This window comes from Humibacter sp. (genome assembly GCF_051954055.1).
In the GTDB taxonomy this organism is placed as follows: domain Bacteria; phylum Actinomycetota; class Actinomycetes; order Actinomycetales; family Microbacteriaceae; genus Humibacter.
In genome coordinates, this window is record NZ_JBQCIE010000098.1 from 35,658 (window position 1) to 60,576 (window position 24,919).

A 24,919-nucleotide genomic window follows, 5' to 3' on the forward strand; every position below is an offset into this window, starting at 1 on the left:
ACGCGATCGGCGACGCGCATGACGGGGGTGAGTGCTTGACTGACCCGGGTGAGCTCCTTGCAACGTGCGGTGCTGACCGTGGCGATCCTGGCATCCCTCGTCGCGTTCCTCGACGGATCGGTCGTCAACGTCGCCCTGCCGGCGATCGAACGCGAACTGGGCGGCGGACTCGTGCTGCAGCAATGGGTGGTGGACGCCTACCTCATCACGCTCGGTGCGCTGATCCTGCTCGCCGGTTCGCTCTCCGATGCGTTCGGGCGCAAACGCATCCTGATGATCGGATTGTTCGGCTTCGGCGTCGCCTCCATCGCCTGTGCCCTTGCGCCCGACGGCGTCTCGCTCGTCGTGTTCCGCGCGCTGCAGGGCATCGCGGGGGCCCTCCTCGTCCCCAGCTCGCTCGCGATCATCATCCAGGTGTTCAGCGAAGACGACCAGCCGAAGGCGATCGGCCGCTGGACGGCGTGGACGTCGGCCGCCATGCTCGCGGGCCCGCTGCTCGGCGGGCTCTTCGTCGACACGCTGTCGTGGCGCCTCGTGTTCTGGATCAACCCGGTGCCGATCGCCGTGACCGTGATCATCCTGTGGCGGGTGCAGCTCGATCATGAGCACGCTCACGGCCACGTCGACTACCTCGGCGCCGTTCTCGGCGCGCTCGGGCTGGGGGGAGTGGTCTTCGCCCTCATCGAGCAGGGGCAAGTGGGGTGGTCAAACCTTCTGGTGTGGGGGATCGGCGCCATCGGATGCCTGTCACTCGCCGCGTTCACGATCGTGGAGTTGCACTCCCGGCAGCCGATGCTCCCGTTCGTCCTCTTCCGCATCCGCAACTTCGGCGTCGGCAATCTCGCCACGCTCGTCGTCTACGCCGCCCTGTCGCTGGGCACGCTGATCATCGGCATCTATCTGCAGGAGGTCGCCGGGTACAAGGCGACGCTCGCCGGGCTCGCGCTCATCCCCTCCACCGTCGTGATGCTCCTGCTCTCCGGTCGCTTCGGGGCGCTGTCGGGCAAGGTCGGACCCCGGCTGTTCATGGCGATCGGTCCCGTCATCGCGGCCGGCGGGTATGCGCTCATGCTGACCATGGGAACGCACGTGAACTACTGGCTGGAACTGCTTCCCGGCATCCTGGTCTTCGGCCTCGGGCTGTCCATCACCGTTGCACCGCTCACCGCGGCGATTCTCGGCGCCGTGCCACCCGAGCACGCGGGCATCGGCTCAGCCATCAACAACGCTGTCGCCCGCATAGCGGGCCTGATCGCCGTCGCGTGCGCCGGCTTCATCGTCGCCGGGCCGCTCGCAGAGGGAGGACTCCAGCGCGTTCTGCTCGTCTGCGTCGCCCTGCTGCTGATCGGCGGTGTCGTCTCGGCGATCGGCATCCAGAACAAGCATCGCTCGGCCGACATCGCAGTAGACCCGGCGAAAGCACCGCCCAGCGTCGGTCCAAGCGCGTCGGGAACGACGTCGACACCGCAATCGGGCTCCGTGTCGACCTGAGTCACGCCGACAGCACGGGGCCCGCGGCCACCAGGGCGATGACGTCGACGATCGCCGCGGCCATGATGAGTCGCATCAACCAACGCGAGCGCTCTCCACGCAGAGTGAGCAGCACGCCCGCGGCCGCGATCAGGACGGTGATGGTGCAGCCCACAAGCACCAGAACGCCCGCAGCCCCGCTCAGGTCTCCGATCCCGACCGCGCCGACTGCGACGACAACGCCGACCAGAGCGAGAACACCGAACGCGACCAGCCCGCCCACGCGGGCACCGAGCACGTGCGCGAAGCCGCGAACGCCCGTGAGGCGATCCTGCTCCAGGTCGGGGAGCACGTTCGTGACGTGCGCAGCCACGCCCAGCAGGCATCCGGCCGTCACGACCCACCACGCCGGAAGCGCGTGCTCCGTCGAACCGAGGGTGACGATGGCCGGCAGAAGCCCGAAGCTCACGAGATAGGGAACCACCGAGAACACGGTGCGCTTCAGCCAGGCGTTGTAGCTCCATGCGCTGGCGACCGCGATCGCGTGGGTCACGAGCGCCGGCGCACCGAGCGGCACCGTGAGTGCGAGGGTACTGGCGAGAGCGATCCACGCGGCCGTGCCGACCGTTCGACGAGAGACGAGCCCGACCGCGATGGGTTTGTCGGTGCGACTCACCGACCGATCGCGTTCCGCGTCGATCCAGTCGTTCGACCAGCCCACGGAGAGCTGGTCGGCGAGCATCGCCGCGGCAAGGAGCGCAATCCGTGCAGGGGGATACCCGACGGATGCGCCGAGAACTCCCGCGACCACCGTGACCACCAGTGCAGGCCCCGGGTGACAGGCCAGCGCGAGACCGCGGGCGGCTTTCAGCATGGGGACATGGTATGAGGCGTGGCCGCGGCGTAAGAGCTCGGGCAAAGTCGTACTCTTGCGATGGACTGCAAGCTTTTGCGACAATTGCAAGCATGGCTAAAAGACTGGCCGAGGTCGCTCGCAAGGTGGGTGTCAGCGAGGCGACCGTGAGTCGCGTGCTGAACGAGAAGCCCGGGGTGAGCGAGGCCACGCGACAGGCCGTGCTGACGGCCCTCGACGTTCTCGGCTACGAACGACCGACCAAGCTGCGCGGGGAGCGGGCCCGCCTTGTCGGCCTGGTGCTGCCCGAGCTGTCCAACCCGATCTTCCCCGCCTTCGCCGAGGTTGTGGGTGGCGCTCTCGCCCAGAACGGATACACGCCGGTGCTCTGCACGCAGACGGCTGGCGGCATCTCCGAGGCCGACTATGTCGACCTGCTTTTGGAGCAGCACGTCTCCGGAGTCGTGTTCGCCGGCGGCCTGTACACGCAAGAGCTCGGCGCGCACGATCACTACGAGAAGCTGCGAGAGGTGAAGCTGCCCACGGTCCTCGTGAGCGCTCCGGTCGACGGAATCGGTTTTCCCACCGTCTCGTGCGACGACGGCGTCGCCACACAGCTCGCCGTCCGGCACCTGCACCAGCTCGGTCACACCCGCATCGGCTACGTGCTCGGACCGCAGGACCACGTGCCCTCCAAGCGCAAGTACGAGTCCGCAAAGACGGAGACCGCGCGCACAGGGGCCGACCTCGACGACCGCCTCGTCGTGCGCTCGTTGTACTCGCTCGAGGCCGGCCAGGCGGCGGCCGCCAGGCTGCTCGGAACCGGGGTGACCGCTATCGTCTGTGCGAGCGACCCTCTCGCACTCGGCGTGATCCGCGCTGTACGCAGGGCGGGACTCCGCGTGCCCGAAGATGTCTCCGTCGTCGGATACGACGACTCTGCCCTGATGGGATGCGTGGAGCCGCCGCTGACCACGGTGCGCCAGCCGATCGAGCCGATGGGACGCATGGTCATGGAGCTGCTCACGGCACAGATCAGTGGCGTGCGCCCTTCTGTCGATGAGTTCCTCTTCGAGCCGGAACTCGTGGTACGCGCCTCCACCGGTCCGGCTCCGCGTCCTGCCGGTTGAGTAGGCCGCGCAACGGGCGTATCGCACCGTGGGGCTGTAACGCGGTTTGGTTTCGATACGCGACCTACGGTCGCTGCTCAACCAGCGAGATGGCGGTCGCCCCGTGCAATCACGCGCAATCCGATGCAAGTGAATTACTCGATGTTTAGTTCTTGCGTCATTTTGTCGAGATAGCTACTTTGAGGTCTCAAGCCGGCCGAGGATGCGTCCCGTTCGGTGAAGCAACCCGCTCTCGTGCTCCGGCGGTGCCGCCTTTCCGCGGCGAACGCCGCCTACGAAAGGCCCTTCCTTGAACCTGCCCTCCCTCGCCGATGAGGCGCCCGCCGAGCCCACCGGCACGCCCTCGCCGTCGGACGACGATCCGCTTTGGTGGCGCAGCGCGACGATCTATCAGATCTATCCGCGCAGCTTCGCCGACGGAAGCGGCGACGGCATCGGCGACCTGGCCGGCGTTCGGCGTCGGTTGGGGTATCTGAAGGACCTCGGCGTGGATGCCATCTGGTTCACTCCCTGGTACGCGTCACCACTGGCCGATGGCGGTTACGACGTCGCGGACTACACCTCGATCGACCCGCGCTTCGGAACGCTGGAGGAGGCCGAGGCGCTGATCCGCGACGCGCTGGCCGTGGGCATCCGGACGATCGTCGACATCGTCCCGAACCACATCTCGGACCAGCACCCGTGGTTCCAGGCCGCGTTGGCGGCAGGCCCGGGCTCGCCGGAACGCGGCCGGTTCTGGTTCCATCCCGGCAAGGGCCGGGACGGTGCCGGGATGCCCACACGCTGGGAGTCGAACTTCTCGGGCGAGACCTGGACTCGCACTACGAACGCCGACGGCACGCCAGGGGAGTGGTACCTGCACCTCTTCACGCCGCGGCAACCGGACCTGAATTGGAACCATCCCGACGTTCGCCGCATGCACGAAGACGTGCTGCGGTTCTGGTTCGACAGGGGTGTCGGCGGGGTTCGCATCGACTCTGCCGCGCTCCTGGTGAAAGATGATGCGCTGCCGGAGGTGCCGGAGCAGCCGGGCCCGGGCGAGCATCCTACCCAGGACCGTGACGAGCTGCACGACATCTACCGCGACTGGCGGGCCATCGCGGATTCGTACCCGGGCGCCAGGGTGCTTGTCGGCGAGCTCTGGCTGCCCGACATCGACCGCTTCGCGAAGTACCTGCGCAAGGACGAACTGCACACCGCGTTCAACTTCGACTTTCTCGCGCGTCCCTGGGATGCCGGCCAGTTGCGCCAATCGATCGACGCCACTCTGCGCGCGCACGCCCCGGTCGACGCCCCGTCCACCTGGGTGCTCTCCAACCACGACGTCACCCGACCGGTGACCAGGTACGGGCGGGAGGACAGCTCGTTCGCGTTCGCCAAGAAGCGTGCCGGCACGCCGACAGACCTCGCCGTCGGAACCCGGCGGGCTCGCGCGGCGGCACTGCTCACGGCTGCGCTCCCAGGAGCCCTGTACATCTACCAGGGCGACGAGCTGGGTCTGCCCGAAGTGGAGGACCTCCCCGAGGAACTGCTGGAGGATCCCATGCACTTCCGCTCGGGCGGCGTCGATCCCGGTCGGGACGGATGCCGTGTGCCGCTTCCGTGGAGCGGCGTGCGGCCGCCGTTCGGGTTCAGTCCGGCAGAGGCCGGATCGGAGCCGTGGCTGCCGCAGCCGGCCGACTGGGCTCGTCTTACCGTCCAGGCGCAGCAGGCGGACCCTTCGTCGATGCTGTGGCTCTACAAGCAGGCACTGCGCATTCGCAAGACGCTGAACCGCGCATCCGCCACCGCGTTCTCCTGGCGCGAGTCGGCACCGGACGTTCTCGCGTTCGACCGCGGCGCGCACTTCGTTTCGGTGACCAACCTCTCACCCCACAGCATCGAACTGCCCGACAGCGCGGGCATCCTCCTGGCCAGCAGCCCGCTGGAGAACGGGAAGCTGCCGTCCGACTCCACGGCATGGCTGACCGACACGGCAACGATCTGACGAACCCTGCATTCACCTCCCAACGAAAGGACACGACAATGAAGTCACCAGGAAAGCTCGCGGTGCTCGCCGCGGCAGCACTGGTCGGCGTTGGCATCCTCAGCGGATGCTCGTCGAGCAGCGGAGGAGGCGACGACGGCAAGGTCAACCTCGTCGTCGCCCCCGTTCTGCCCGGCGCGACGGCCGACGCTCTGAAGGCTCTGCATGACCGCGTGCAGCAGTTCGAGAAGAAGTACCCGAACATCAGCGTCAAGGCGATCGAGTACCAGTGGACGGGAACGACGTTCGCGGCCGAGCTCGCCGGCGGAACCCTGCCGGATGTCTTCAATGTGCCGTTCACGGACTCGAAGACGCTCGCGAACAACGGTCAGCTTGCCGACATCACCAAGTACTTCAAGCAGACCTCGACAGCCGACAAGTGGAACAAGAACGTGCTGGATGTCGCGACCGGCAAGGACGGCAAGGTGTACGGCATCCCCTGGGGACCGTATGCTATGGCGCTGTCGTACAACCGCGACATCTTCACCAAGGCCGGGCTCGATCCCGACAAGCCACCGACAACTGTCGATGAGATCGAGCAGGACGCGAAGATCATCTCCCAGAAGGTGCCGGGCGTCGCCGGCTACATGCAGATGACGAAGGACAACACCGGCGGCTGGGAGCTGGCTACCCTGACCCAGTCCCTCGGCGGGAAGCTGGAGAAGGTCGGTTCCGACGGCAAGGTCACTGTCACCGCCGACAACCCGCAGACCAAGCAGGCGCTGGCCTGGCTGAAAAAGCTGCGCTGGGACGACGACTCGATGGGCAGCAACTTCCTATTCGACTGGAGCGGCATCAACCAGGCGTTCGCGTCAGGTCAGGTGGCCATGTACATGAGCGGATCGGATGTCATCGGCTCGCTCATGCAGGCCAACGGCTTCGACCAGAAGAAGTACGGGGTGACCACCTTTCCGCTCTCTTCGAGCCCGAACGCGGGCATCCTCTCCGGCGGCAACGTCGACGTCGTCAATGTGAAGGACAGCCAGGAACAGATCGCGGCAGCGGTGAAGTGGATCGACTTCTACCGAACGCAGCCGACCGTGGACAAGACAGCGGCCGTGAACAACGCGAAGACGCTCGCCAAGGGCGATCAGGCGGTCAACGCGCCGACCCTGCCGGTGTTCGACAAGGCGACCTGGCAAGAGAACCAGGAGTGGATCAAGCCGTACGACAACATCCCGGTCGAGAACCTGAAGCCGTTCAACGACAACATCTTCAACCAGAAGATCTCGCCGGAACCGCCGTCGCACTCCCAGGACCTGTACGGTGCGCTCGACTCCGTGGTGCAGGCCGTACTGACCGACCAGAACGCCGACGTCGACACCATGCTGAGAGGCGTCGACACCAAGGTGCAAGCGCTGGTCGATGCCGACAGCAAGTAGACAGCCGACATGAGTGTCGATGCCTCAACGCCGGTGCGGGTGGCTCGGGCCGCCCGCACGCGGCGTCGCCGCAATCCGGTGACGTGGGTGCAGCGCGGCGGGCTCACAACGCTCGTGTTCCTGCTCCCGCTCCTGATCATTTTCGGCGTCTTCTCCTGGACCCCGATCGTCGAAGCCGTGATCATGAGCTTCCAGAAGACCAACCTCGTCACCGCGCCCGTCTTCGTGGGCTGGGACAACTTCGTCGCGGTCTTCCACGATCCGGTGTTCTGGATCGCCGTGCGCAACACCGGCTTCTTCGCTCTGCTCGCGCTGCTGTTCGGTTACCCGATCCCGCTCGTCGCGGCAGTACTTATGAGCGAGGTGAAGCACATGAAGGGCTTCTACAGCGTGCTGGCGTACCTGCCGGTGGTGATCCCGCCCGTGGTGTCCGTTCTGCTCTGGAAGATCTTCTATGACGCGAGCCCGAACGGTGTGTTCAACACGATCCTCGGCTGGGTCGGCATCCCTCCGCAGCCGTGGATTCAGGATGCCGTCACCGCGATGCCGTCGCTCGTGCTCGAGGCGACGTGGGCCGGCGCCGGCGGAACCATCATCATCTACCTGGCGGCGCTCACCTCGGTGTCGCCGGACCTTTACGACGCGGCAGAGGTGGACGGCGCATCCATCTGGGGCAAGATCTGGCACGTGACGCTGCCGCAGCTGCGGGGCATCCTCTTCATCACGCTGATCCTGCAGATCATCGCCACCGCGCAGGTGTTCTTGCAGCCATTCCTGTTCACCGGCGGCGGCCCGGTGAACTCGACGACGACCATCCTGCTGCTCATCTACCAGTACGCGTTCACCCAGTCTCTCGGCGGTGCCTACGGCCAGGCCACGGCACTGAGCCTGATGCTGGCCGCCTTCCTGGCGATCCTGTCGATCGTGTACTTCCGGCTCACCGCGAGATGGAGCGACAATTGACCACCACCATTCACGCGGACGCCCCGGTGCAGGAGGCCGAGCCTGCAGAGTCTGAACCGGTCCAGCGGGTCGCGCAGAAGCGCAGACGGGTCGTGCAGGAGGCCGCCGACCGGGGCGTCCTCTCCGCGGCGGACCGCAGAAGACCGCACGTGCGCGCGATCGGCGCCGTGCTGAACGTGCTGCTCGGCGTGTGCCTCGTCGTCGTCGGGCTGCTGCCGCTGCTCTGGCTGCTCAAGTCGGCCATCACGCCGACGCAGGACACTCTGGCGCATCCGCTCGCCCTGTTCCCGGGCGGCGCCGACTGGTCCAACCTCGCGAAAGCGTGGAACGACGTGCAGATCGGCGACTTCTTCTTCAACACCATCTGGATGGCCGCCGGCGAGTGGGCCGTGCAGCTTCTGGTGGCCACGACCGGCGGCTTCGCGCTCTCGGTGCTGCGTCCGAAGTACGGAAAGCTGATCAGCGGGCTCGTGCTCGCGACGCTGTTCGTGCCTGCCGTTGTGCTGCTCGTTCCGCTTTATCTGACCGTGCTGCATCCGCCGCTCATCGGACACTCGCTCATCAACACGTTCTGGGCGGTGTGGTTGCCGGCGGGCGCGAGCGCGTTCAACGTGCTGCTCGTCATGCGCTTCTTCGACAGTCTTCCGAAGGAGGTCTTCGAGGCGGCGAAGACCGACGGTGCCGGCACATTCCGGTTGTTCTGGTCGATCGTGCTGCCGATGTCGAAGCCGATCCTCGGAGTGGTCTCGGTCTTCGCGATCAACGCGGCGTGGGCGGACTTCCTGTGGCCGAACCTTGTGTTGAAGGACATCGGCATCCAGCCGTTGTCGGTGCGGCTGCCGCAGATCCAGTCGTCGACCGACCTCGGCGTGTATCTGGCGGCGCTCACGATCGCGACGCTCATCCCCGTGGTGATCTTCCTGATCTTCCAGCGCACGTTCCTGCGCGGCGGCGGGCTGGGAGGAGCCGTCAAGGGATGACGGTCAGTCGCGGGCGCGTCGCTCGGCCCGCGTGCGGCGACCCGGCTCCTTCTTCGCCTCGCGGCGGTCCGCGACGTCGACCACGTTGTTCAGCAGGAAGAGCAGGAAGGCGTACGAGCCGATCCAGATCGACGCGACCGCGACGACCGCCGACATGATCCCGGCGACGAGGGCGTTGCGTCGCGAGAGGCCTCGATAGCGGTCGGAGAGGTGCGGGGCGAGGTCCCGCGTCGGCGATGAGGCGTACCACCACTGCCAGAGCCCGATGGTGACGACATAGAAGAAGTTGAGCGGCAGGAGGAACCGGCCCGGGACCGTGTTGCTGAACTCGTCTGTGAGCGTGGTCGTGAACGGCACGAGCACCACGCCGAGCAGGCGGAACGTGTTGAGCGTGAGCACGACCTGGTCGACCCGCTCCACGAACTCGAATTGGCGCACGTGGATGCCCCAGAGAACGCCGAGGATCAGGAAGCTGACGACGAAACTGATCAGGTTGGGCAGACTGTCGCCCAGCGCATTCCATACCTGAGCGGACGACGGGTTCTTCAGGTGGAACGAGTCCACGCTCAGGTTGAGCACCAGAAGCGTCGCCGCGATCGCGAAGACGCCGTCGGAGTAGGCCTCGAGGCGCCGGGACGACAGACTCTTCGGCATGTCGTCGTCGACAGTCGAGTCCTTCATCGCGTCGTCGGGCATACGCCCAAGTTATCCCGCTGATACTCCGTCGAGCCCGAGGAACCGGGCGAGCCGAGCCGCTGACGTGTCGAATCCGCGTTTCTCCGCGGCGGTCAGCCGGGTGAACGGCCGGGCCTCCGCGACCAGGTGCGATCCCTTGGTACCCTGCCGCCACGTCCCGACGATGCGTCCGGCCGAGACGATCGTCGGAAGGAAGACGCCGTTGCCCGTCGCAGAGACCCGCGGCGCGAACTCCGGGTCGAGCACCGGGCTGCGGTCGCCGTAGCCGAGCACGTACTCGTCCCATCCCGGTATCGCCTGCACAGCTGACTGAGGCGAGCGCAAAGCGAGCTTGCTCGCTTTGCCGAGCCGAGGGAAGCTGTTGAGCGGCGCAGCCGCGAGCACCGGAGAGGGTGCCGATGCCGCAGCATCGCCCGGTGTGCGCCCCGGTTCGATCAGCCATTCCTCCTCGCCGACCGTCTCGATCGCCGAGCCCGCAGCGTCGCGCGCTCGTCGAGCATCGGTGAGCGTGAGGCCGGACCACCAGGCGAAATCGCGCACGGTAGCGGGCGCGTGTCCGGCGACGTATCGCACCAGATACCTCGCCAGCAGCTCGTCGCGATCGTGCTGGCCGGCGGGCCGCACGAGCACGAGTTGCGGTTGTTTGCCGCGCATCGGTCCCCACGCCACGCGTCCGCGCAGAGCGGCGTCCCTGATGAATCGGTACCCGCGCTCGTCGCCGATGGCGATCCCCGCGCGCTCGAGCGTGCTCAACGCTTCTGCCCTGGTGCGTGGCCCGTTCCGCTCCACGTCCTCGGCGATCAGCTCGGACGCTCGCTGGAGCTCATCCTCGGCCATGCCGCGCAACCTCGCCTCGCGCGCGACAGCGGCGCGTTGCCTCGACGACGTGAGTGCGAGCATCCAGTCCAGGTCGTCTGCGGCGACGATGTGCAATGTGCCCCGCATGGTCCAGGAGCGCACCAGGTCTCCTGACTCGAAGAGTCGCTCGATGTCGGCCTGAACGCTTCCCGGAGAGCGCACACCGATCGCCCAGCGGGCGGCCGACCCGTTCTGCGCCTGAACGGCGCCGAGCGCACGAACGACCTCCAGCGGAGTCGCTGAGCGGCCGTCCAGGTGTTGGGAACGGAGGCGCTCGGCACGCAACCATGCTTGTTGAGGGGAGGCGGTCATCCGCTCATGATGGCAGGAACCTGCGACATCCCGGACGGGTCAGACCTGGATGCCGAGTTCCTTCAGCTGGGCCAGCAGCTCGGCGCCGTCCGCACCGTACACCCAGGGGACTCCGCTCGTCTGTGCGTGCTTCTCGGCCGTCGATCGGCCGCCGGCGAGCACGGATTCCGCGTTGGAGAGCTGCCGGATCGCCACCGCGGCGACATTGTCGGGGTGTTCCTTCGCGAACTGGGCGTAGATCGCCTCGTCGTGCTGGCCGTCGTCGCCGACGAGCAGCCACTTGACGGTCGGGAACTCGCGAACGAGTCGCTGCAGGCTCTGCTCCTTGTGCTCGCGGCCGCTGCGGAACCATCGGTCGTGCGTGGGCCCCCAGTCGGTCAGCAGCAGCGCACCTGCCGGGAAGAGATTGCGCGAGAGGAATCGGGTCACCGCGGGTGCCACATTCCAGGCCCCGGTCGAGAGGTAGAGCACCGGCGCGTTCGGATGGGTCGCGGCGAGCCGCTCCAGCAGTACCGCCATGCCGGGCGTCGGCACCCGCGCGTGCTCATCGAGCACGAACGTGTTCCACGCCGCCAGCAGCGGCCGGGGGAGTGCTGTCACCATGACGGTGTCGTCGACATCGGAGATCAGGCCGAAGGATGCCTGGTCAGCCGCCACCAGGACGGGCGACGTCGCGGCGTGGTCGCTGGTGCCCGCACGCAGCGTGACCGTGTGCGTACCCGGCTCCAGCTGCACCGCTATCACCTCGTCGATGACCCCGCCGCGGTCGGGTCGCACCGCGTGACTGGTGCCGTCCACCTCGACGACGACGTCGACCTCGCTGTACGGCACGCTGACGAAGCTGCGCCAGCCCCGAACGCTCTCCTCGCGTTTGCGGTTCTTGCGCTCGGCGCGCGACCCCGGCCGCGGATCCTTCGCGAGCACGACCCGGCCGAGCACTCGGATCCACTCGGTGGTTCCGTACCCCGTGTACGACAGGACGGTCGGCAGGTAGCCGCGCTTCAGCGCCCGTCGAGCGCGAAACCCGTGGAAGGCGTCCTCGATCCGAGCGGCGCGGTGCATCCTCGTCACGGAGAGGGGACGTCGGGCCATCGGTACAGTCTTTCACGGGCCGCGACCTCGAGGAGAAGGGGCGGGAACCCTGTCAACCTGAAGAAGATTCGGGTACCGTCGCATCGGACGTATTCGGCAGCACGCGGGCGCACCCGTGCGCACGGAGGAAGGGAGTCGGGCAGAAGATGATCGAGGAGATCCTCGTCGGAACGCACGAGACGGTGAACGCGGGAGCGCTGCGTGTCGAACCGGCTCAGGAGCGGAGCCTGGCGCGGATCGACGCCCTTCTCGACGCGGCAGCGACCGTGGTCGACGAGGTCGGCTTCGACCGGCTGACCACGGCGCAGGTGGCCGAGCTGAGCGGGGCATCCATCGGCACGGTCTACCGCTACTTCCCCGATCGGATCGCACTGCTCGTCGCGTTGCGCGACCGTGCCGTGCGACGGTACCGTCTCGCCGTCTCGGAAGAGATCGAACGACAGCAGCCCGCCACCTGGCGGGAGGCCATCGCACTCCTCGTCGAGCGTTTCGCCGCCATGTTCCGCACCGAGCCCGGCTTCCGCATCATGCGGTTCGAGGAGGTACGCGGCGTCGATGAGAGCGCCGTGGCCGTGGACCACCTGCACGAATTCGCCGAGCGGCTCGCCGGGATACTCGTCGCCAACTACGGCTTCGACTACAACGAAGAGCTCGTGTTCCGGCTCGACATCGCCTGCCAGATGGCGCAGTCGTTGATCGAGCGCAGCTATCTGCGCGAGTCGAAGGGCGACGAGCGTGTGCTCGCCGAGGCGGGCATCGTCGCGATCGCCTACCTGGAGAAGTACTACTCGTAAGCCGTTTCGTGTCATCCGCGCGTCTGAGGGCGTGGACAACGGCGGCCGATTACGGCGTATTTCCTGAGCATCGGCGCGAATGTCGGTGGGGTACGACATAGTGGTCCGGTGATCGAATTCCGATCGGTGACCAAGCAGTTCGCTGACGGCACCGTCGCGGTGCGGGACTTCAGTCTCGTCATCCCCTCGCGCAAGACCACCGTTCTCGTCGGCTCCTCAGGGAGCGGCAAGACCACGATCCTGCGCATGATCAACCGCATGGTCGACCCAACGAGCGGCACGATCGAGATCGACGGCGACGACATCGCCACACTTGAACCGGTCGGATTGCGGCGCAGCATCGGCTACGTCATGCAGAATTCCGGCCTGCTTCCGCATCGCAAGGTGGCGGACAACATCGCCACCGTGCCGCTTCTGAAGGGCGTGAACCGCAGGGATGCCCGTGCTCGCGCGCTCGAACTCATGGACACGGTCGGTCTCGACCGCTCGCTCGCCGACAGGTATCCGAGTCAGCTGTCCGGCGGTCAGCAACAGCGCGTCGGCGTGGCTCGCGGGCTGGCGGTCGATCCCAACATCCTGCTGATGGACGAGCCGTTCGGTGCCGTCGACCCGCTTGTGCGCGCCGAGTTGCAGCACGAGCTCGTGCGGCTGCAGCACGAGCTCGACAAGACGGTCGTGTTCGTCACGCACGACATCGACGAGGCCCTCCTGCTGGGCGACCAGATCGTGATCTTCAAGCCGGGCGGCATCGTGGCCCAGGTGGGAACGCCTGAGCAGATCCTCGCCGATCCGGCCGACGACTTCGTGACTCGATTCGTCGGTGCAGACCGCGGCAAGCGCGTGCTGCACCTGAGATCGGAGTCCGGGCGCGAGGTCGTCGTCGACGGTGACGGCCGTCCCGCCGGCGTGCTCGTGCAGGATGCCGCATCCGGCGGAGAAAGCAGGGTCATCGATGAGGCCGGAGCGGCCGCAGCCGCTTCGGGTGCTTCGGCGCAGGGTGATCAGCGGCCGTGAGCTGGCTGATCGAGAACGCGGGTCAGATCTGGCAACTGACCCTGGTTCATGCGAGCCTCTCCGCCGTGCCGATCGTGGTCGGGTTCGTCCTGGCCATCCCGGTCGGATGGCTCACCAACCGCTACCGGGCGAGCCGCGGCACCGTGCTCGCCATCGTCGGACTCCTGTACGCGATTCCTTCGCTGCCGCTCTTCATCGTGCTTCCGGGAATCCTGGGCACGCGCATCCTCGATCCGTTGAACATCGTCGTCGCGCTCAGCCTGTACGCGCTCGCGATCATGGTGCGCACGGCATCGGATGCGTTCGCCTCCGTCGACATCGACGTCAAGCTCTCGGCGACCGCGGTCGGGTTCTCCACCTGGCGGCGGTTCTGGTCGGTGGAGCTGCCACTGGCAGGGCCGGTGCTGCTCTCGGGCATCCGGGTGGTCTCGGTCAGCACGATCAGCCTGCTCAGCGTCGGCTCCGTCATCGGAGTCACGAGTCTCGGGTACCTGTTCCTCGACGGATTCCAGCGCAACTTCCCGCTCGAGATCATCGTCGGCATCGTCGGCACGATCGTGATCGCCGTGATCTTCGACCTGATCCTCGCCCTGCTCGGCCGGCTCCTGCTGCCATGGACGCGTCGCAACCGGCGTCAGCGCGCCGCAACAAGGGTCGACCCCGAACTCGAAGTGGTGGGCGCGGCATGAGCCTGTGGAACTCGACGTTCGCGTGGCTCGTCGATCCCGCGAACTGGGCCGGGCCCGGCGGCATCCCGGCGCGCCTCGGCGAACACGTCGTATATACGCTGATCACGCTCGTGATCGCCGCGGCGATCGCTGTGCCGGTGGGTGTCGCGGTGGGCCATACGGGCAAGGGCCGAGCGGTGGCCGTGCAACTCTCTGGCGCGTTGCGCGCCCTGCCGACGCTCGGCGTGCTTCTGTTGATCGCACTTTGGTTGGGGCTGGGAATCGGACCACCGCTCATCGTGATGGTCCTGCTCGCGCTGCCACCGCTGCTCGCCGGCGCCTACGCGGGAGTGGATGCCGTTGACCGGGCGACGATCGACGCGGCGAAGTCGATCGGCATGACAGGGTGGCAGGTGCTGGTCAAGGTCGAGTTGCCGCTGGCCATGCCGATCATTATCGGTGGTGTGCGCTCGGCGTGCCTTCAGGTGATCGCGACCTGGACGGTTGCCGCCTACCTGCCGCTCGGCGGTCTCGGGCGGTTCATCTACGACGGCTACGCCGTGCAGAACTACGCTGAGATGCTCGGCGCATCCGTGCTCGTCATCCTGCTCGCCCTGATCGCCGACGGCGTCTTCGTCGTCGTTCAGCGACTGGTCGTGCCGCGCGGCGTCGTGGTCGGACGCGCGTCCGACGTTCGCGTGCGGTCATCCAAGAGGCTCGCCACGACCTCGCAATCCACCACAGCAGGCTGATCCGCCTTCCCGGTTCAGCCCAACAGAAGAAAGCGAAAGCACCATGTCACTGAGAACACGCGCTATCGCCCTCGCAGCCGTCGCGGCGGTGAGTGCCCTCGCTCTTGCCGGCTGCTCGTCGGGCAACCCGCTCGACTCCTCGTCGACGCCCGCGTCGACGTCGGGCGGCGCCATCGTCGTCGGCTCGGCCAACTTCCCCGAGTCGGAGATCATCGCGCAGATCTACACCCAGGCATTGAAGGACAACGGTGTGGATGCGAGCATCAAGCCGAACATCGGCGCGCGCGAGGTGTACCTCAAGGCGCTGCAGGACGGTTCGATCGACCTCGTGCCCGAGTATTCGGGAAGCCTTCTGCAGTACTACAACGCGAAGAGCACCGCACAGTCCAGCGACGACGTGTACGCGGCTCTGAGCGACGCGCTGCCGAAGGGGTTCGAGGTGCTCGACCAGTCGAAGGCCGAGGACAAGGACTCGTACAACGTCACGAAGGAGTTCTCGCAGAAGTACGGGGTGACGAGCCTCTCCGACCTGAAGAAGGTCACGGTTCCGCTCACCGTCGGCGCGAACCCTGAGTTCGCAGACCGCCCGTACGGCATCAAGGGGTTGAAGTCCGCGTACGGGGTGACGGCGACGCTCGATCCGATCAGTGATGGCGGCGGACCCCTCACGGTCAAGGCGCTCCTGGACGGAACCGTGCAGCTGGCCGACATCTACACGACCAGTTCCGCGATCAAGGACAACAGCCTGGTCACGCTGAAGGATCCGAAGAACATCATCATCGCCGAGAACGTGGTGCCGATCATCAACCAGAGCAAGGTGACCGACACGGTGAAAAACGTGTTGAACAAGGTCTCCGCGACGCTGACCACCGACGATCTGGTGACGATGAATGACAAGAGCTCCGGCTCTGCCAAGGAGTCCGCGGCGCAGATCGCGAAGGAGTGGCTGGCCTCGAAGAACCTCTTCAAGTAGGTCGGGGCCGCGTGGATGACGGGGAGCCGATCCCGGCGATGGGCGCGCAGGCGCCGCTGCGCTGGGAACGGCTCCCCGTTCTTCTCGACGCCGAACTGGTCTTCGAGGCCGTGTTCGCAGGGGAGCGGCTCGCGTTCTGGCTGGATGCGGGCATCCGTGCTGATACCGGCTCCAGCTACCTCGGGGCTGCTTCGGTCGCGCGGCCGAGCTGGCTCCTCGAAGGGGAGACTCTCGTACGACTCGTCGGAGACGAGCGGATGCCGGTGGCCGGCACGTTCGGAGCCGCGTTGCGCTCCTGGTTGCACGAGCACCGTGTGGCGAGTGATCGGCCCGACGGGTCGCGCGGTTGCCCGCTGGGCTGGATCGGCTGGCTGGGGTACGAATACGGTGCGCGGAAGCTCGGCGTGCCCGCGGCGCTCTCACGGTATCCCGATGCCGCGATGCTGGCGGCTGATCGCGTGATCGAGATCGATCACGAGACGGGCCACGCTGTTCTGTGGTTCTTCGACGATGCCGACGGGCGCGCCTGGGCCACGGAGATGGCGGAGCGTCTCCGCTCGTTGGCCGAGTCGGCTGGGGCGGGTGACGGTGCAGGTGCCGATGCCCCTCCCACCCACGCGCGTCGGTCGTCCGCGGAGCTTCCCGAGATTCCACGGTCCTCGGAACCGTCGTGGCGGCACAGCGGGCACGACTATCTCGGCATGATCGCGGAGTGCCAGGCTTCGATTCGCGCCGGCGACGCGTACCAGCTGTGTCTCACCAACGAGGTGCAGGTATCCACGGCCGCCGACCCGTTGGCGGTGTACAAGCGGCTTCGGCGCATCTCCCGCGCAGTGCACGGCGCGTTGATCCGCGTCGACGACGTGTTCGTGCTCAGTGCGTCGCCCGAACTGTTCCTTCAGGTGTACGAAGGGGTCGCGGTGACCCGACCGGTCAAGGGCACGAGGCGCCGTGGTGCATCGCCCGACGAGGATGCCGCTTTGAAGCTCGAGCTCGGCGCGGATCCCAAGGAGCGCGCCGAGAACCTGATGATCGTCGACCTCATGCGGAACGATCTCGGCCGCGTGGCGCGCACCGGCGGCGTATCGGTGCCCGGGCTCCTCGAGGTGGAGACCCACACGCACGTGCACCAACTCGTCAGCACGGTACGAGCCGAACTTGCCCAGGGAGCGGACACGCTCGACGCGCTGCAGGCCTGCTTTCCCGCCGGCTCGATGACCGGTGCGCCGAAGCTCAGTGCGATGGGCATCCTTCACAGGCTCGAACGCGGACCCCGCGGCGTGTACAGCGGATGCCTCGGCCGCCTCGGGCTGGACGGATCGGCCGAACTCGCCATGGTCATCCGCACGATCGTCATGGCAGGGGGATCGGCCTCGATCGGCACGGGTGGAGGCATCACCGCCCTCTCGGTGCCCGAGAACGAACTGGCCGAGGCGCGGCTGAAGGCGGCAGCGCTGCTGAAAGCGCTCGGCCACCCCTGAACGGGTAATCTTTTCCAAGCCCCCTTTTTCCGTGCGGACGCCGGGGTCCGCACACCCTTCCCCGCACAGAGATTGAGAGCGACGTGTCACAACACGACGAGCGAGAGGCGCCCGAGAACCGGTACGACTTCGCCGCCATCCAGGCGAAGTGGCTGCCGGTGTGGGAGGAGCTGCGTCCGTTCCGCACGGATGTCGCCGGTGACAACCGCCCGCGCAAGTACGTGCTCGACATGTTCCCGTACCCCTCCGGCGACCTGCACATGGGTCACGCGGAGGCGTTCGCCTTCGGCGACATCGTTGCGCGGTACTGGCGGCAGCAGGGCTTCAACGTGCTGCACCCGATCGGCTGGGATTCGTTCGGACTGCCCGCCGAGAACGCGGCGATCAAGCGTGGCATCGACCCGCGCGGCTGGACGTACGACAACATCGCTCAGCAGAAGCGCAGCTTCCGCCTGTACGCGCCGTCATTCGACTGGAGCCGCGAGCTGCACACGAGCGACCCCGAGTACTACAAGTGGAATCAGTGGCTGTTCCTCAAGCTGTACGAAGAGGGGCTGGCGTACCGCAAGGACGGCTCGGTCAACTGGTGCCCCAACGATCAGACCGTGCTCGCGAACGAGCAGGTCATCGACGGGCACTGCGAGCGCTGCGGGTTCCTGGTCGAGAAGAAGAAGCTGACGCAGTGGTACTTCCGGGTCACCGACTACGCGGACCGGCTGCTCGACGATCTCAACCAGCTCGAGGGCGCGTGGCCTCCTCGCGTTCTGACGATGCAGCGCAACTGGATCGGCCGGTCCATCGGCGCCGACGTGAACTTCAAGATCGAGGGTCGCGACGAGCCCGTCACCGTCTACACCACCCGGCCCGACACGCTCTACGGCGTGACGTTCATGGTCGTGGCGCCGGAGTCGGATCTGGCGGCAGAGCTGGTGCAGGACGCCTCGTCCGAGGTCCGCGAGCGCTTCGAGGAGTATCTGCGCGAGACGCAGTCGATCACCGACATCGACCGACTGAGCACGGACCGCGCCAAGACGGGCGTATTCCTCGAGCGGTATGCGACGAATCCGCTGAGCGGTGAGCGCATCCCGATCTGGGCTGCGGACTACGTGCTGGCGGAGTACGGTCATGGCGCGATCATGGCCGTTCCCGCTCACGATCAGCGCGACCTGGACTTCGCACGCGAGTTCGGGCTGCCCGTGCGAGTCGTCGTCGACACGAACGCACCGGTGACCGGCGCCATCCCCGTCATCCCCACCGACCCGGAGACGGGCGAGGCGCTGCTGCCGGAAGACCTGCCGCCGCTCGATCCCGCGTCGACAGGAGTCGCTCTGACCGGAGACGGCCGGCTGATCAACTCTGGCCCGTTCAACGGGCTGAGCAAGAACAACGCGATCCACCGCGTCACCGAGGCGCTGGATGCCGCGTCGATCGGGCACGCGTCACGCAACTTCAGGCTGCGCGACTGGCTCATCTCGCGTCAGCGGTACTGGGGCACGCCGATTCCGATCATCCATTGCCCGGAATGCGGCGAGGTGCCGGTTCCGGAGGATGAGCTGCCGGTGCTGCTGCCCGACGCCGAGGGTCTGGATCTCAAGCCGAAGGGCACCAGTCCGCTCGGCGCCGCGACCGAATGGTCGACAGTGGCGTGCCCGAAGTGCGGGGGCACCGCCACCCGCGACAGCGACACCATGGACACCTTCGTCGACAGCTCGTGGTACTACTTGCGCTACCTGTCTGCGAACGACGACACCCAGGCGTTCGATCCCGCCGAGGTGGAGAAGTGGGCGCCGGTCGACCAGTACGTGGGCGGGGTCGAGCACGCCATTCTGCACCTGCTGTACTCGCGCTTCATGACGAAGGTTCTGTTCGACCTCGGCTACGTGTCGTTCACGGAGCCGTTCACCTCGCTACTCAACCAGGGTCAGGTCATCCTCGACGGCGCGGCGATGAGCAAGTCGAAGGGCAACCTCGTCGAATTCGCCGACGAGCTGCGTCAGCACGGTGCGGACGCCCTGCGGGTCACGCTCGCCTTCGCGGGTCCTCCGGAGGACGACATCGACTGGGCGGACGTCTCTGCCGCCGGCAGCGCCAAGTTCCTCGCGCGCGCCTGGCGTCTCGCCCGCGACGTCGACAGTGCTCCCGAGGTCGACTGGCGCACGGGCGACGTCGCGCTGCGGCGCATCACGCACCGGTTCCTGGCCGACGCGCCGACGCTCACCGAGTCGTTCAAGTTCAATGTGGTGGTCGCGCGGCTCATGGAGCTCGTGAACGCGACGCGCAAGGCGATCGATTCTGGACCGGGTCCGAAGGATGCCGCGGTGCGCGAGGCCGCCGAGACCGTCGCGCTCACCCTGAACCTCTTCGCGCCGTACACCGCAGAGGACATGTGGGCGACACTCGGGTACGAGCCGACCGTCGCGGCGCAGACGTGGCGGAAGGCCGATCCCAGCCTGCTTGTGGAGGAGTCCGTCACGGCGGTCGTTCAGGTGGACGGCAAGGTGAGGGACCGGCTCGAGGTGGCACCGCGTATCGGTGCAGAGGAGCTGGAGGCGCTGGCACGGGCATCCGAGGCCGTGCAGCGCGCGCTGGGCGACCGGGAGGTGGCAGCGGTCATCGCGCGCCCGCCGCGCGTCGTCAACATCGCCACGAAGCGCTAGCACCCGTCGGTAGTCGGTCGACCGGGCGGCAGTCGTCGTCCACAAGCGAACCGATGATGGGGTCATCCCCTTCTCCGCTGATCGCCCCGCGGAGGGCCGCCGCGGCGTCATAACGTCGCGGGAGTGGATGCCGACGACCCCTTCGACCAGCTCGCGCCGCGTTCGCGTGCCGCGCCGCGGTCCGTCAAGGTGCGGGTCGGTGTCGGCGCCGCCGCGGTGCTGCTGATCGCCGCGTTCGCGACGGCCGTGCTGGTGGGGATGCTCTCTCCGCGCGGGGACTCGGGGCGCGTCCCGGCGGTGAGCGTGACGGCGGCCGACTCCGGAACGGGCACCCGGACACCGACGGCGGCAGCCATGTTGTATGTGCACGTGCTCGGCGCCGTGGCGCGGCCGGGGCTCTACACGCTGCCCGGGGGATCCCGCGTGGTCGATGCGGTCGGCGCGGCGGGCGGGATGACGGCGGACGCGGAACAGGCCGGAGTGAACCTGGCCCGCCCGCTCGCCGACGGAGAGCAGCTCATGGTTCCGCACGTCGGCGACCCGGTTCAGGCTCCTTCGGGCGGCGTTGCACCAGGCGGTGCGTCTGCGGGGGCGGCGCCCGGTGGCAAGGTCAACCTGAACACGGCGACCGAGGAACAACTGGAGTCGCTGCCTCGGGTGGGGCCGGCGATGGCCGCGAAGATCGTGGCCTGGCGCACGCAGAACGGTCGCTTCACCTCGATCGACGACCTGATGAACGTCAGCGGGATCGGACAGAAGACGTTCGACGGGCTGAAAGACCTGGTGACCGTCTGATGGACGGGGTCAGAGGATGATCGACCTCCGACTCGCCGTCCCGGCCGTCGTCGCGTGGGTGGGCGGCGGCATCGCGATAGCGCTGCCGAACGGCTGGTGGTTCGCGCTCGTGCTGTGGGCTGTCGCGGTGGCCGCGGCCGGGACGGCTGTAGTGACCGGGATGTCGCCCGCTTCCGGGCGCGCACACGGCAGGGCATCCGCCGTCGCGGCCGCCGTCTGCGTCTGTGCAGCAGCTGCGGCGCTGGTGGCGACCGCCGCAGCGGCGGCGATGCCCGCCAGACATCCGGGCGCCGCGTCCCGGCTGGAGCACCACACCGTCGCCTTCCGACTCGAGGTCGCTTCCGTCGCGCAGGCATCGACGGCCGGCGGCGCATCGGCCGGCCCGGGTGCGTCGGGCGTGCGGTTCTCGGCGACCGCGGTCCGCATGAGCGCCGGAGCTCAGTCCTACAGCGCACGGATGCCCGTGCTCGTGTTCGCACCGGCGGGCACCGCGGTGCGCATCGGCGAGACCGTCACGGTGACCGGCACGATGAAAGTGCTGCCGACATCCTCCGAGACGGCGGCACTCGTCTACGCGTCCGCCCGGCCGCGAGCTCAGGCACCGCCTCCCGAGGTGCTCGCGGCGGCCGACACCATACGAGCGGCCTTCTCGAAGCAGGCACGCGACCTGCCAGGCGACGGGGGAGCGCTGCTGCCGGGGCTCGCGATCGGCGATGTGCACGAGCTTCCCTCGTCCCTCTCCGACGACATGAAACAGGCGAGCCTCACACACCTGACCGCCGTTTCAGGAGCGAACTGCGCGGTGGTCGTCTCCCTTGTCGGCGCCGCGGCGGCAGCGCTCGGGCTCGGCAGGGGCGCAAGGACCGTCGCTTCGCTCACCGCCCTGGCCGGCTTCGTCGTGCTCGTGACGCCGCAGCCCAGCGTGCTTCGCGCAGCGGTCATGGCTGCCGTGATCGTCTTCGGCGGCTGGGCCGGCAGACCAGGGCGTGCCGTTCCCGCGCTCTCGCTCGCCGTCGTCTCGTTACTCGCCATCGACCCATGGCTGGCGGTCAGCTACGGATTCGCACTCTCCGTTCTGGCCACCGGCGCGCTCCTGCTGCTCGCACCGCCACTCTCGGAGCGACTGGCACGATGGATGCCCTCACGCCTGGCGACGCTGCTCGCCGTGCCGACCGCGGCGCAGCTCGTGTGCCAGCCCGTGCTGCTCATGCTGAACCCGACGGTGCCGCTGTACGGCGTGCTCGCCAATCTCGTCGCGGAGCCGGCCGCGCCCATCGCAACGGTTCTCGGGCTGGCATCCTGCATCGTCATCCCGATCTGGGCGCCGGCGGGCGCCTTGCTGGCGCACGTGGCCTGGGTCCCTTCGGCCTGGATCGCCGCCGTGGCGAGGGTGAGCTCGGCGCTCCCCTCCAGCGGGCTCGGCTGGGCGGAAGGCGCGCTCGGCGTCGCGCTCATGACGGTGCTCACCATTGCGATTGTGCTGGTCGTCGCGCGGCCGGTGCGCAGGATCGCGCGGACCGCGCGGATTGCAGCGCTCGGTGCGGCGACCGCCATCACGATCTGCTCATTCGCCGGAGTCGCGGGCGCGCGCCTCGCCCAGGCCGTCGATCGGCCCACAGCATGGTCGATCACGGCCTGCGATATCGGTCAGGGGGATGCGGTGCTTCTCAGCAGCAGCGGTGCTCACGCTCTGGTCGACACCGGGCCCGACCCGGCCAGACTAACCGGCTGCCTGAACGATCTCGGCATCGCTCGAATCGACCTGCTCGTGCTCACGCACTACGACCTCGATCACGTCGGCGGTACTCAGGCGGTCATCGGCAAGGTGAGCGTCGCCATGGTCGGCCCGCTGGTAGACGAACGCGGCCGACGGATGGCCGAACAGCTGAAGCGTGGCGGCGCGAGCGTGCACGTTGCGCGAACCGGCGACGCCGGACGGCTGGGCGACGTGTCGTGGCGGGTGCTCTGGCCGGACGCGGAACCGCACGGCATGGAGCCGGGCAACGAGCAGAGCGTCACCGTGCTGTTCAGTGGGGACGGCATGCGCTCCCTGTTCCTCGGCGACCTCGACGAGCGCGCGCAGGATGCCCTGCTCGAGACGGGACGCGTCCCTCCCGTCGACGTCGTGAAGGTCGCGCACCACGGTTCCCGTGACCAGGCGGAGCCTCTGTATCAGCACATCCGGGCGGCGGTCGCGCTCATCTCGTGCGGCACCGGGAACGACTACGGCCACCCAACGGCGACGGCGCTGGGCATCCTGAAGCGTTCGGGCACCGTGGTGATGCGCACCGACGTCGAAGGGATGCTCATGGTCTCCTCCGACGGCGCCGGGAGCCTGCGCACCTGGACCGCGCGGCACGCGACGCCGGCGGAACTCGCTCGACCGGGATGACATGCGAGCCGTGTCGGTCGCGGCGAATAGGCTTGAGCAGACCTGAGCACACGGGCGAACGGAGACGGAACAGTGGCGGCGAGAGCAGGGGGAGCGGGTTCCCGATCGACGGGGTCGCGCTCTTCTTCTGCTCGCTCGTCGTCGGCCCGTGGCGGCCCGACCCGGGCATCCTCCGGACGCACCTCGAGTGCGAAGACCGTCGTCCCGCAATTGGCGTGGCATCAGGTGCGCCAGGCGCCTGTCGTGCTCGTGAGCGGTACGGAGACGGTGCTCGCCGAACGAGCCATGCGCATCCTGCGGGACTCGCTGCGTGAGGCCGATCCCAGCCTCGAGGTCACCGACGTCGTCGCGGCGGACTACGTGGCCGGCGAGCTGGCCTCTGTTGCGAGTCCGTCCCTGTTCGGCGAGCCGCGGCTCATCAGGGTGACCGGCGCGGAGCGCGCGAACGACGCGTTCGTCGACGACCTCGTGGCCTACCTGCAGGCGCCCGCCGACGACACCACGGTTCTCGTCCGTCACGGTGGCGGCCAGCGCGGCAAGCGGTTCCTCGACGCGATCCGCTCGGGTGCCGGCAGCGGAGTCGAGGTCGTCTGTGCTGAGCTGAAACGGGATGCGGATAAGTACGACTTCGCGCAGTCCGAGTTCCGGATGGCGGGCAAACCGGTCACGCCCGGTGCTCTCCGCGCCGTGACGAGTGCATTCTCCGACGACCTCGCCGAACTCGCTGCTGCCTGCCAGCAGCTCATCTCGGATGCCGGCGACGAGGTCACCGAATCCACCGTCGATCGCTACTACGGCGGCCGCGTCGAGACCAATGCCTTCCGGGTGGCGGATGCCGCGCTCGCCGGGCGCTACGGCGAGGCGCTGATCACCCTGCGGCACGCGCTGGCATCCGGGGCGGATCCGGTGCCGATGGTCGCCGCGTTCGCCAGCAAGCTGCGCACCATGGCGAAGCTCTACGGTGCCCGCGGAAGCTCTGCGCAGCTCGCCTCGCAGTTCGGACTGGCTCCATGGCAGGTGGATCGCGCGCGCCGCGACCTGCAGGGCTGGACGGAAGAGGGCCTCGCGCGCAGCATCGAGGAGGTCGCCGACGCCGACGCGAACGTGAAGGGCGCCGGCCGCGACCCCGAGTTCGCCCTCGAGCGCATGATCGGCGTGCTCAGTGCACGCGGAAGGTGATACGCACGGAAACACCGGTCGCGCACGATAAGGCACATGCAAAGGTGAAGGCACGCGAAAATGACGAGAACCCCGTCGCGAAGACGGGGTTCTCATGAATTCAACGCGAGCCTGAGCGGCGCGTGTCGGCCGTTCAGAGCGAGGCGACCTGCTTGGCGATCGCCGACTTGCGGTTGGCGGCCTGGTTCTTGTGGATAACGCCCTTGCTGACGGCCTTGTCGAGCTTCTTGCTCGCGTGTGCGAGCGCCGCGGTGGCCTTGTCCTTGTCACCGGCGGCGACGGCCTCGCGGGTGGTGCGCACGGCGGTCTTGAGCTCGCTCTTGACGGCCTTGTTGCGCTCGCGAGCCTTCTCGTTGGTCTTGATGCGCTTCAGCTGCGACTTGATGTTTGCCACGAGTGGATACGTCTTTCGTTCGAAATGTGGAGATGGGATGTGCCACGAGACGAGAGAG

21 protein-coding genes are annotated in these 24,919 nt (G+C 67.6%); 16 read left to right on the forward strand and 5 right to left on the reverse strand.

The features are described from left to right. Positions 1–48 precede the first annotated feature (48 nt). Positions 49–1,491 (forward strand): MFS transporter, encoded by a 1,443-nt coding sequence (locus ACTHNC_RS11790; protein WP_440294796.1) that lies wholly within the window; start codon positions 49–51, stop codon positions 1,489–1,491. 1 nt (position 1,492) lies between these two features. Here ACTHNC_RS11790 and ACTHNC_RS11795 read toward each other — a convergent pair whose 3' ends face one another. Beyond that, entirely contained in the window at positions 1,493–2,344 is an 852-nt protein-coding gene (locus tag ACTHNC_RS11795) for a UbiA family prenyltransferase (protein ID WP_440294797.1), read from the reverse strand. 92 nt (positions 2,345–2,436) lie between these two features. Here ACTHNC_RS11795 and ACTHNC_RS11800 point away from each other — a divergent pair, with 92 nt between their 5' ends. The 5 genes from ACTHNC_RS11800 (at position 2,437) to ACTHNC_RS11820 (ending at position 8,804) form a co-directional block, all read left to right on the forward strand. After that, on the forward strand, positions 2,437–3,453 hold the full coding sequence (locus tag ACTHNC_RS11800) for a LacI family DNA-binding transcriptional regulator (protein ID WP_440294798.1): 1,017 nt from the start codon (positions 2,437–2,439) through the stop codon (positions 3,451–3,453). A 289-nt stretch (positions 3,454–3,742) separates the two neighbouring features. Next, on the forward strand, positions 3,743–5,440 hold the full coding sequence (locus ACTHNC_RS11805) for a glycoside hydrolase family 13 protein (protein WP_440294799.1): 1,698 nt from the start codon (positions 3,743–3,745) through the stop codon (positions 5,438–5,440). 38 nt (positions 5,441–5,478) lie between these two features. Next, positions 5,479–6,861, forward strand: coding sequence for an extracellular solute-binding protein (locus ACTHNC_RS11810; RefSeq protein WP_440294800.1), 1,383 nt, complete (start codon positions 5,479–5,481; stop codon positions 6,859–6,861). 9 nt (positions 6,862–6,870) lie between these two features. Further along, complete coding sequence (locus tag ACTHNC_RS11815; protein WP_440294801.1) at positions 6,871–7,824, forward strand: carbohydrate ABC transporter permease; 954 nt, start codon at positions 6,871–6,873, stop codon at positions 7,822–7,824. Next, positions 7,821–8,804 carry a carbohydrate ABC transporter permease gene (locus ACTHNC_RS11820; RefSeq protein WP_440294802.1) on the forward strand — a complete coding sequence of 328 codons (984 nt, stop codon included), beginning with the start codon at positions 7,821–7,823 and terminating at the stop codon, positions 8,802–8,804. Before ACTHNC_RS11815 ends, ACTHNC_RS11820 begins: the two co-directional genes overlap by 4 nt. Positions 8,805–8,807: 3 nt before the next feature. Here ACTHNC_RS11820 and ACTHNC_RS11825 read toward each other — a convergent pair whose 3' ends face one another. The 3 genes from ACTHNC_RS11825 to ACTHNC_RS11835 are packed head-to-tail and all read right to left on the reverse strand — an operon-like array spanning position 8,808 to position 11,762. Further along, positions 8,808–9,500, reverse strand: a complete 693-nt coding sequence (locus tag ACTHNC_RS11825; protein ID WP_440294803.1) for a TMEM175 family protein — start codon at positions 9,498–9,500, stop codon at positions 8,808–8,810. Positions 9,501–9,509: 9 nt separating this feature from the next. Continuing rightward, entirely contained in the window at positions 9,510–10,670 is a 1,161-nt protein-coding gene (locus ACTHNC_RS11830; RefSeq protein WP_440294804.1) for a winged helix DNA-binding domain-containing protein, read from the reverse strand. Positions 10,671–10,709: 39 nt separating this feature from the next. After that, positions 10,710–11,762, reverse strand: a complete 1,053-nt coding sequence (locus tag ACTHNC_RS11835) for an App1 family protein (RefSeq protein WP_440294805.1) — start codon at positions 11,760–11,762, stop codon at positions 10,710–10,712. Between the two features lie 146 nt (positions 11,763–11,908). On the opposite strand from ACTHNC_RS11835, the gene ACTHNC_RS11840 reads away from it, so the two are divergent. The 10 genes from ACTHNC_RS11840 (at position 11,909) to holA (ending at position 24,467) form a co-directional block, all read left to right on the forward strand. Next, positions 11,909–12,556 carry a TetR/AcrR family transcriptional regulator gene (locus tag ACTHNC_RS11840; RefSeq protein WP_440294806.1) on the forward strand — a complete coding sequence of 216 codons (648 nt, stop codon included), beginning with the start codon at positions 11,909–11,911 and terminating at the stop codon, positions 12,554–12,556. A gap of 108 nt (positions 12,557–12,664) precedes the next feature. Continuing rightward, the gene (locus ACTHNC_RS11845) at positions 12,665–13,570 is read left to right on the forward strand and encodes an ABC transporter ATP-binding protein (RefSeq protein WP_440294807.1); all 906 of its coding nucleotides are present in this window, start codon (positions 12,665–12,667) and stop codon (positions 13,568–13,570) included. Then, positions 13,567–14,259, forward strand: a complete 693-nt coding sequence (locus ACTHNC_RS11850; RefSeq protein WP_440294808.1) for an ABC transporter permease — start codon at positions 13,567–13,569, stop codon at positions 14,257–14,259. Before ACTHNC_RS11845 ends, ACTHNC_RS11850 begins: the two co-directional genes overlap by 4 nt. Continuing rightward, positions 14,256–14,990, forward strand: a complete 735-nt coding sequence (locus ACTHNC_RS11855; RefSeq protein ID WP_440294809.1) for an ABC transporter permease — start codon at positions 14,256–14,258, stop codon at positions 14,988–14,990. Before ACTHNC_RS11850 ends, ACTHNC_RS11855 begins: the two co-directional genes overlap by 4 nt. A gap of 43 nt (positions 14,991–15,033) precedes the next feature. Continuing rightward, positions 15,034–15,963, forward strand: coding sequence for an ABC transporter substrate-binding protein (locus ACTHNC_RS11860; RefSeq protein WP_440294810.1), 930 nt, complete (start codon positions 15,034–15,036; stop codon positions 15,961–15,963). Between the two features lie 11 nt (positions 15,964–15,974). Next, on the forward strand, positions 15,975–17,444 hold the full coding sequence (locus ACTHNC_RS11865) for an anthranilate synthase component I family protein (protein WP_440294811.1): 1,470 nt from the start codon (positions 15,975–15,977) through the stop codon (positions 17,442–17,444). A gap of 83 nt (positions 17,445–17,527) precedes the next feature. Then, positions 17,528–20,101 (forward strand): leucine--tRNA ligase, encoded by a 2,574-nt coding sequence (gene leuS / locus ACTHNC_RS11870; protein WP_440294812.1) that lies wholly within the window; start codon positions 17,528–17,530, stop codon positions 20,099–20,101. Positions 20,102–20,224: 123 nt separating this feature from the next. After that, positions 20,225–20,896: a helix-hairpin-helix domain-containing protein gene (locus ACTHNC_RS11875; protein ID WP_440294813.1), complete on the forward strand. Its 672-nt coding sequence runs from the start codon at positions 20,225–20,227 to the stop codon at positions 20,894–20,896. Positions 20,897–20,912: 16 nt separating this feature from the next. Next, positions 20,913–23,288: a ComEC/Rec2 family competence protein gene (locus ACTHNC_RS11880; protein ID WP_440294814.1), complete on the forward strand. Its 2,376-nt coding sequence runs from the start codon at positions 20,913–20,915 to the stop codon at positions 23,286–23,288. A 210-nt stretch (positions 23,289–23,498) separates the two neighbouring features. Further along, positions 23,499–24,467: a DNA polymerase III subunit delta gene (holA, locus tag ACTHNC_RS11885; protein ID WP_440294859.1), complete on the forward strand. Its 969-nt coding sequence runs from the start codon at positions 23,499–23,501 to the stop codon at positions 24,465–24,467. A gap of 133 nt (positions 24,468–24,600) precedes the next feature. Here the strand turns inward: holA and rpsT are convergent, their stop codons facing one another. Continuing rightward, positions 24,601–24,861 (reverse strand): 30S ribosomal protein S20, encoded by a 261-nt coding sequence (gene rpsT / locus ACTHNC_RS11890; RefSeq protein WP_440294815.1) that lies wholly within the window; start codon positions 24,859–24,861, stop codon positions 24,601–24,603. Positions 24,862–24,919 lie beyond the last annotated feature (58 nt).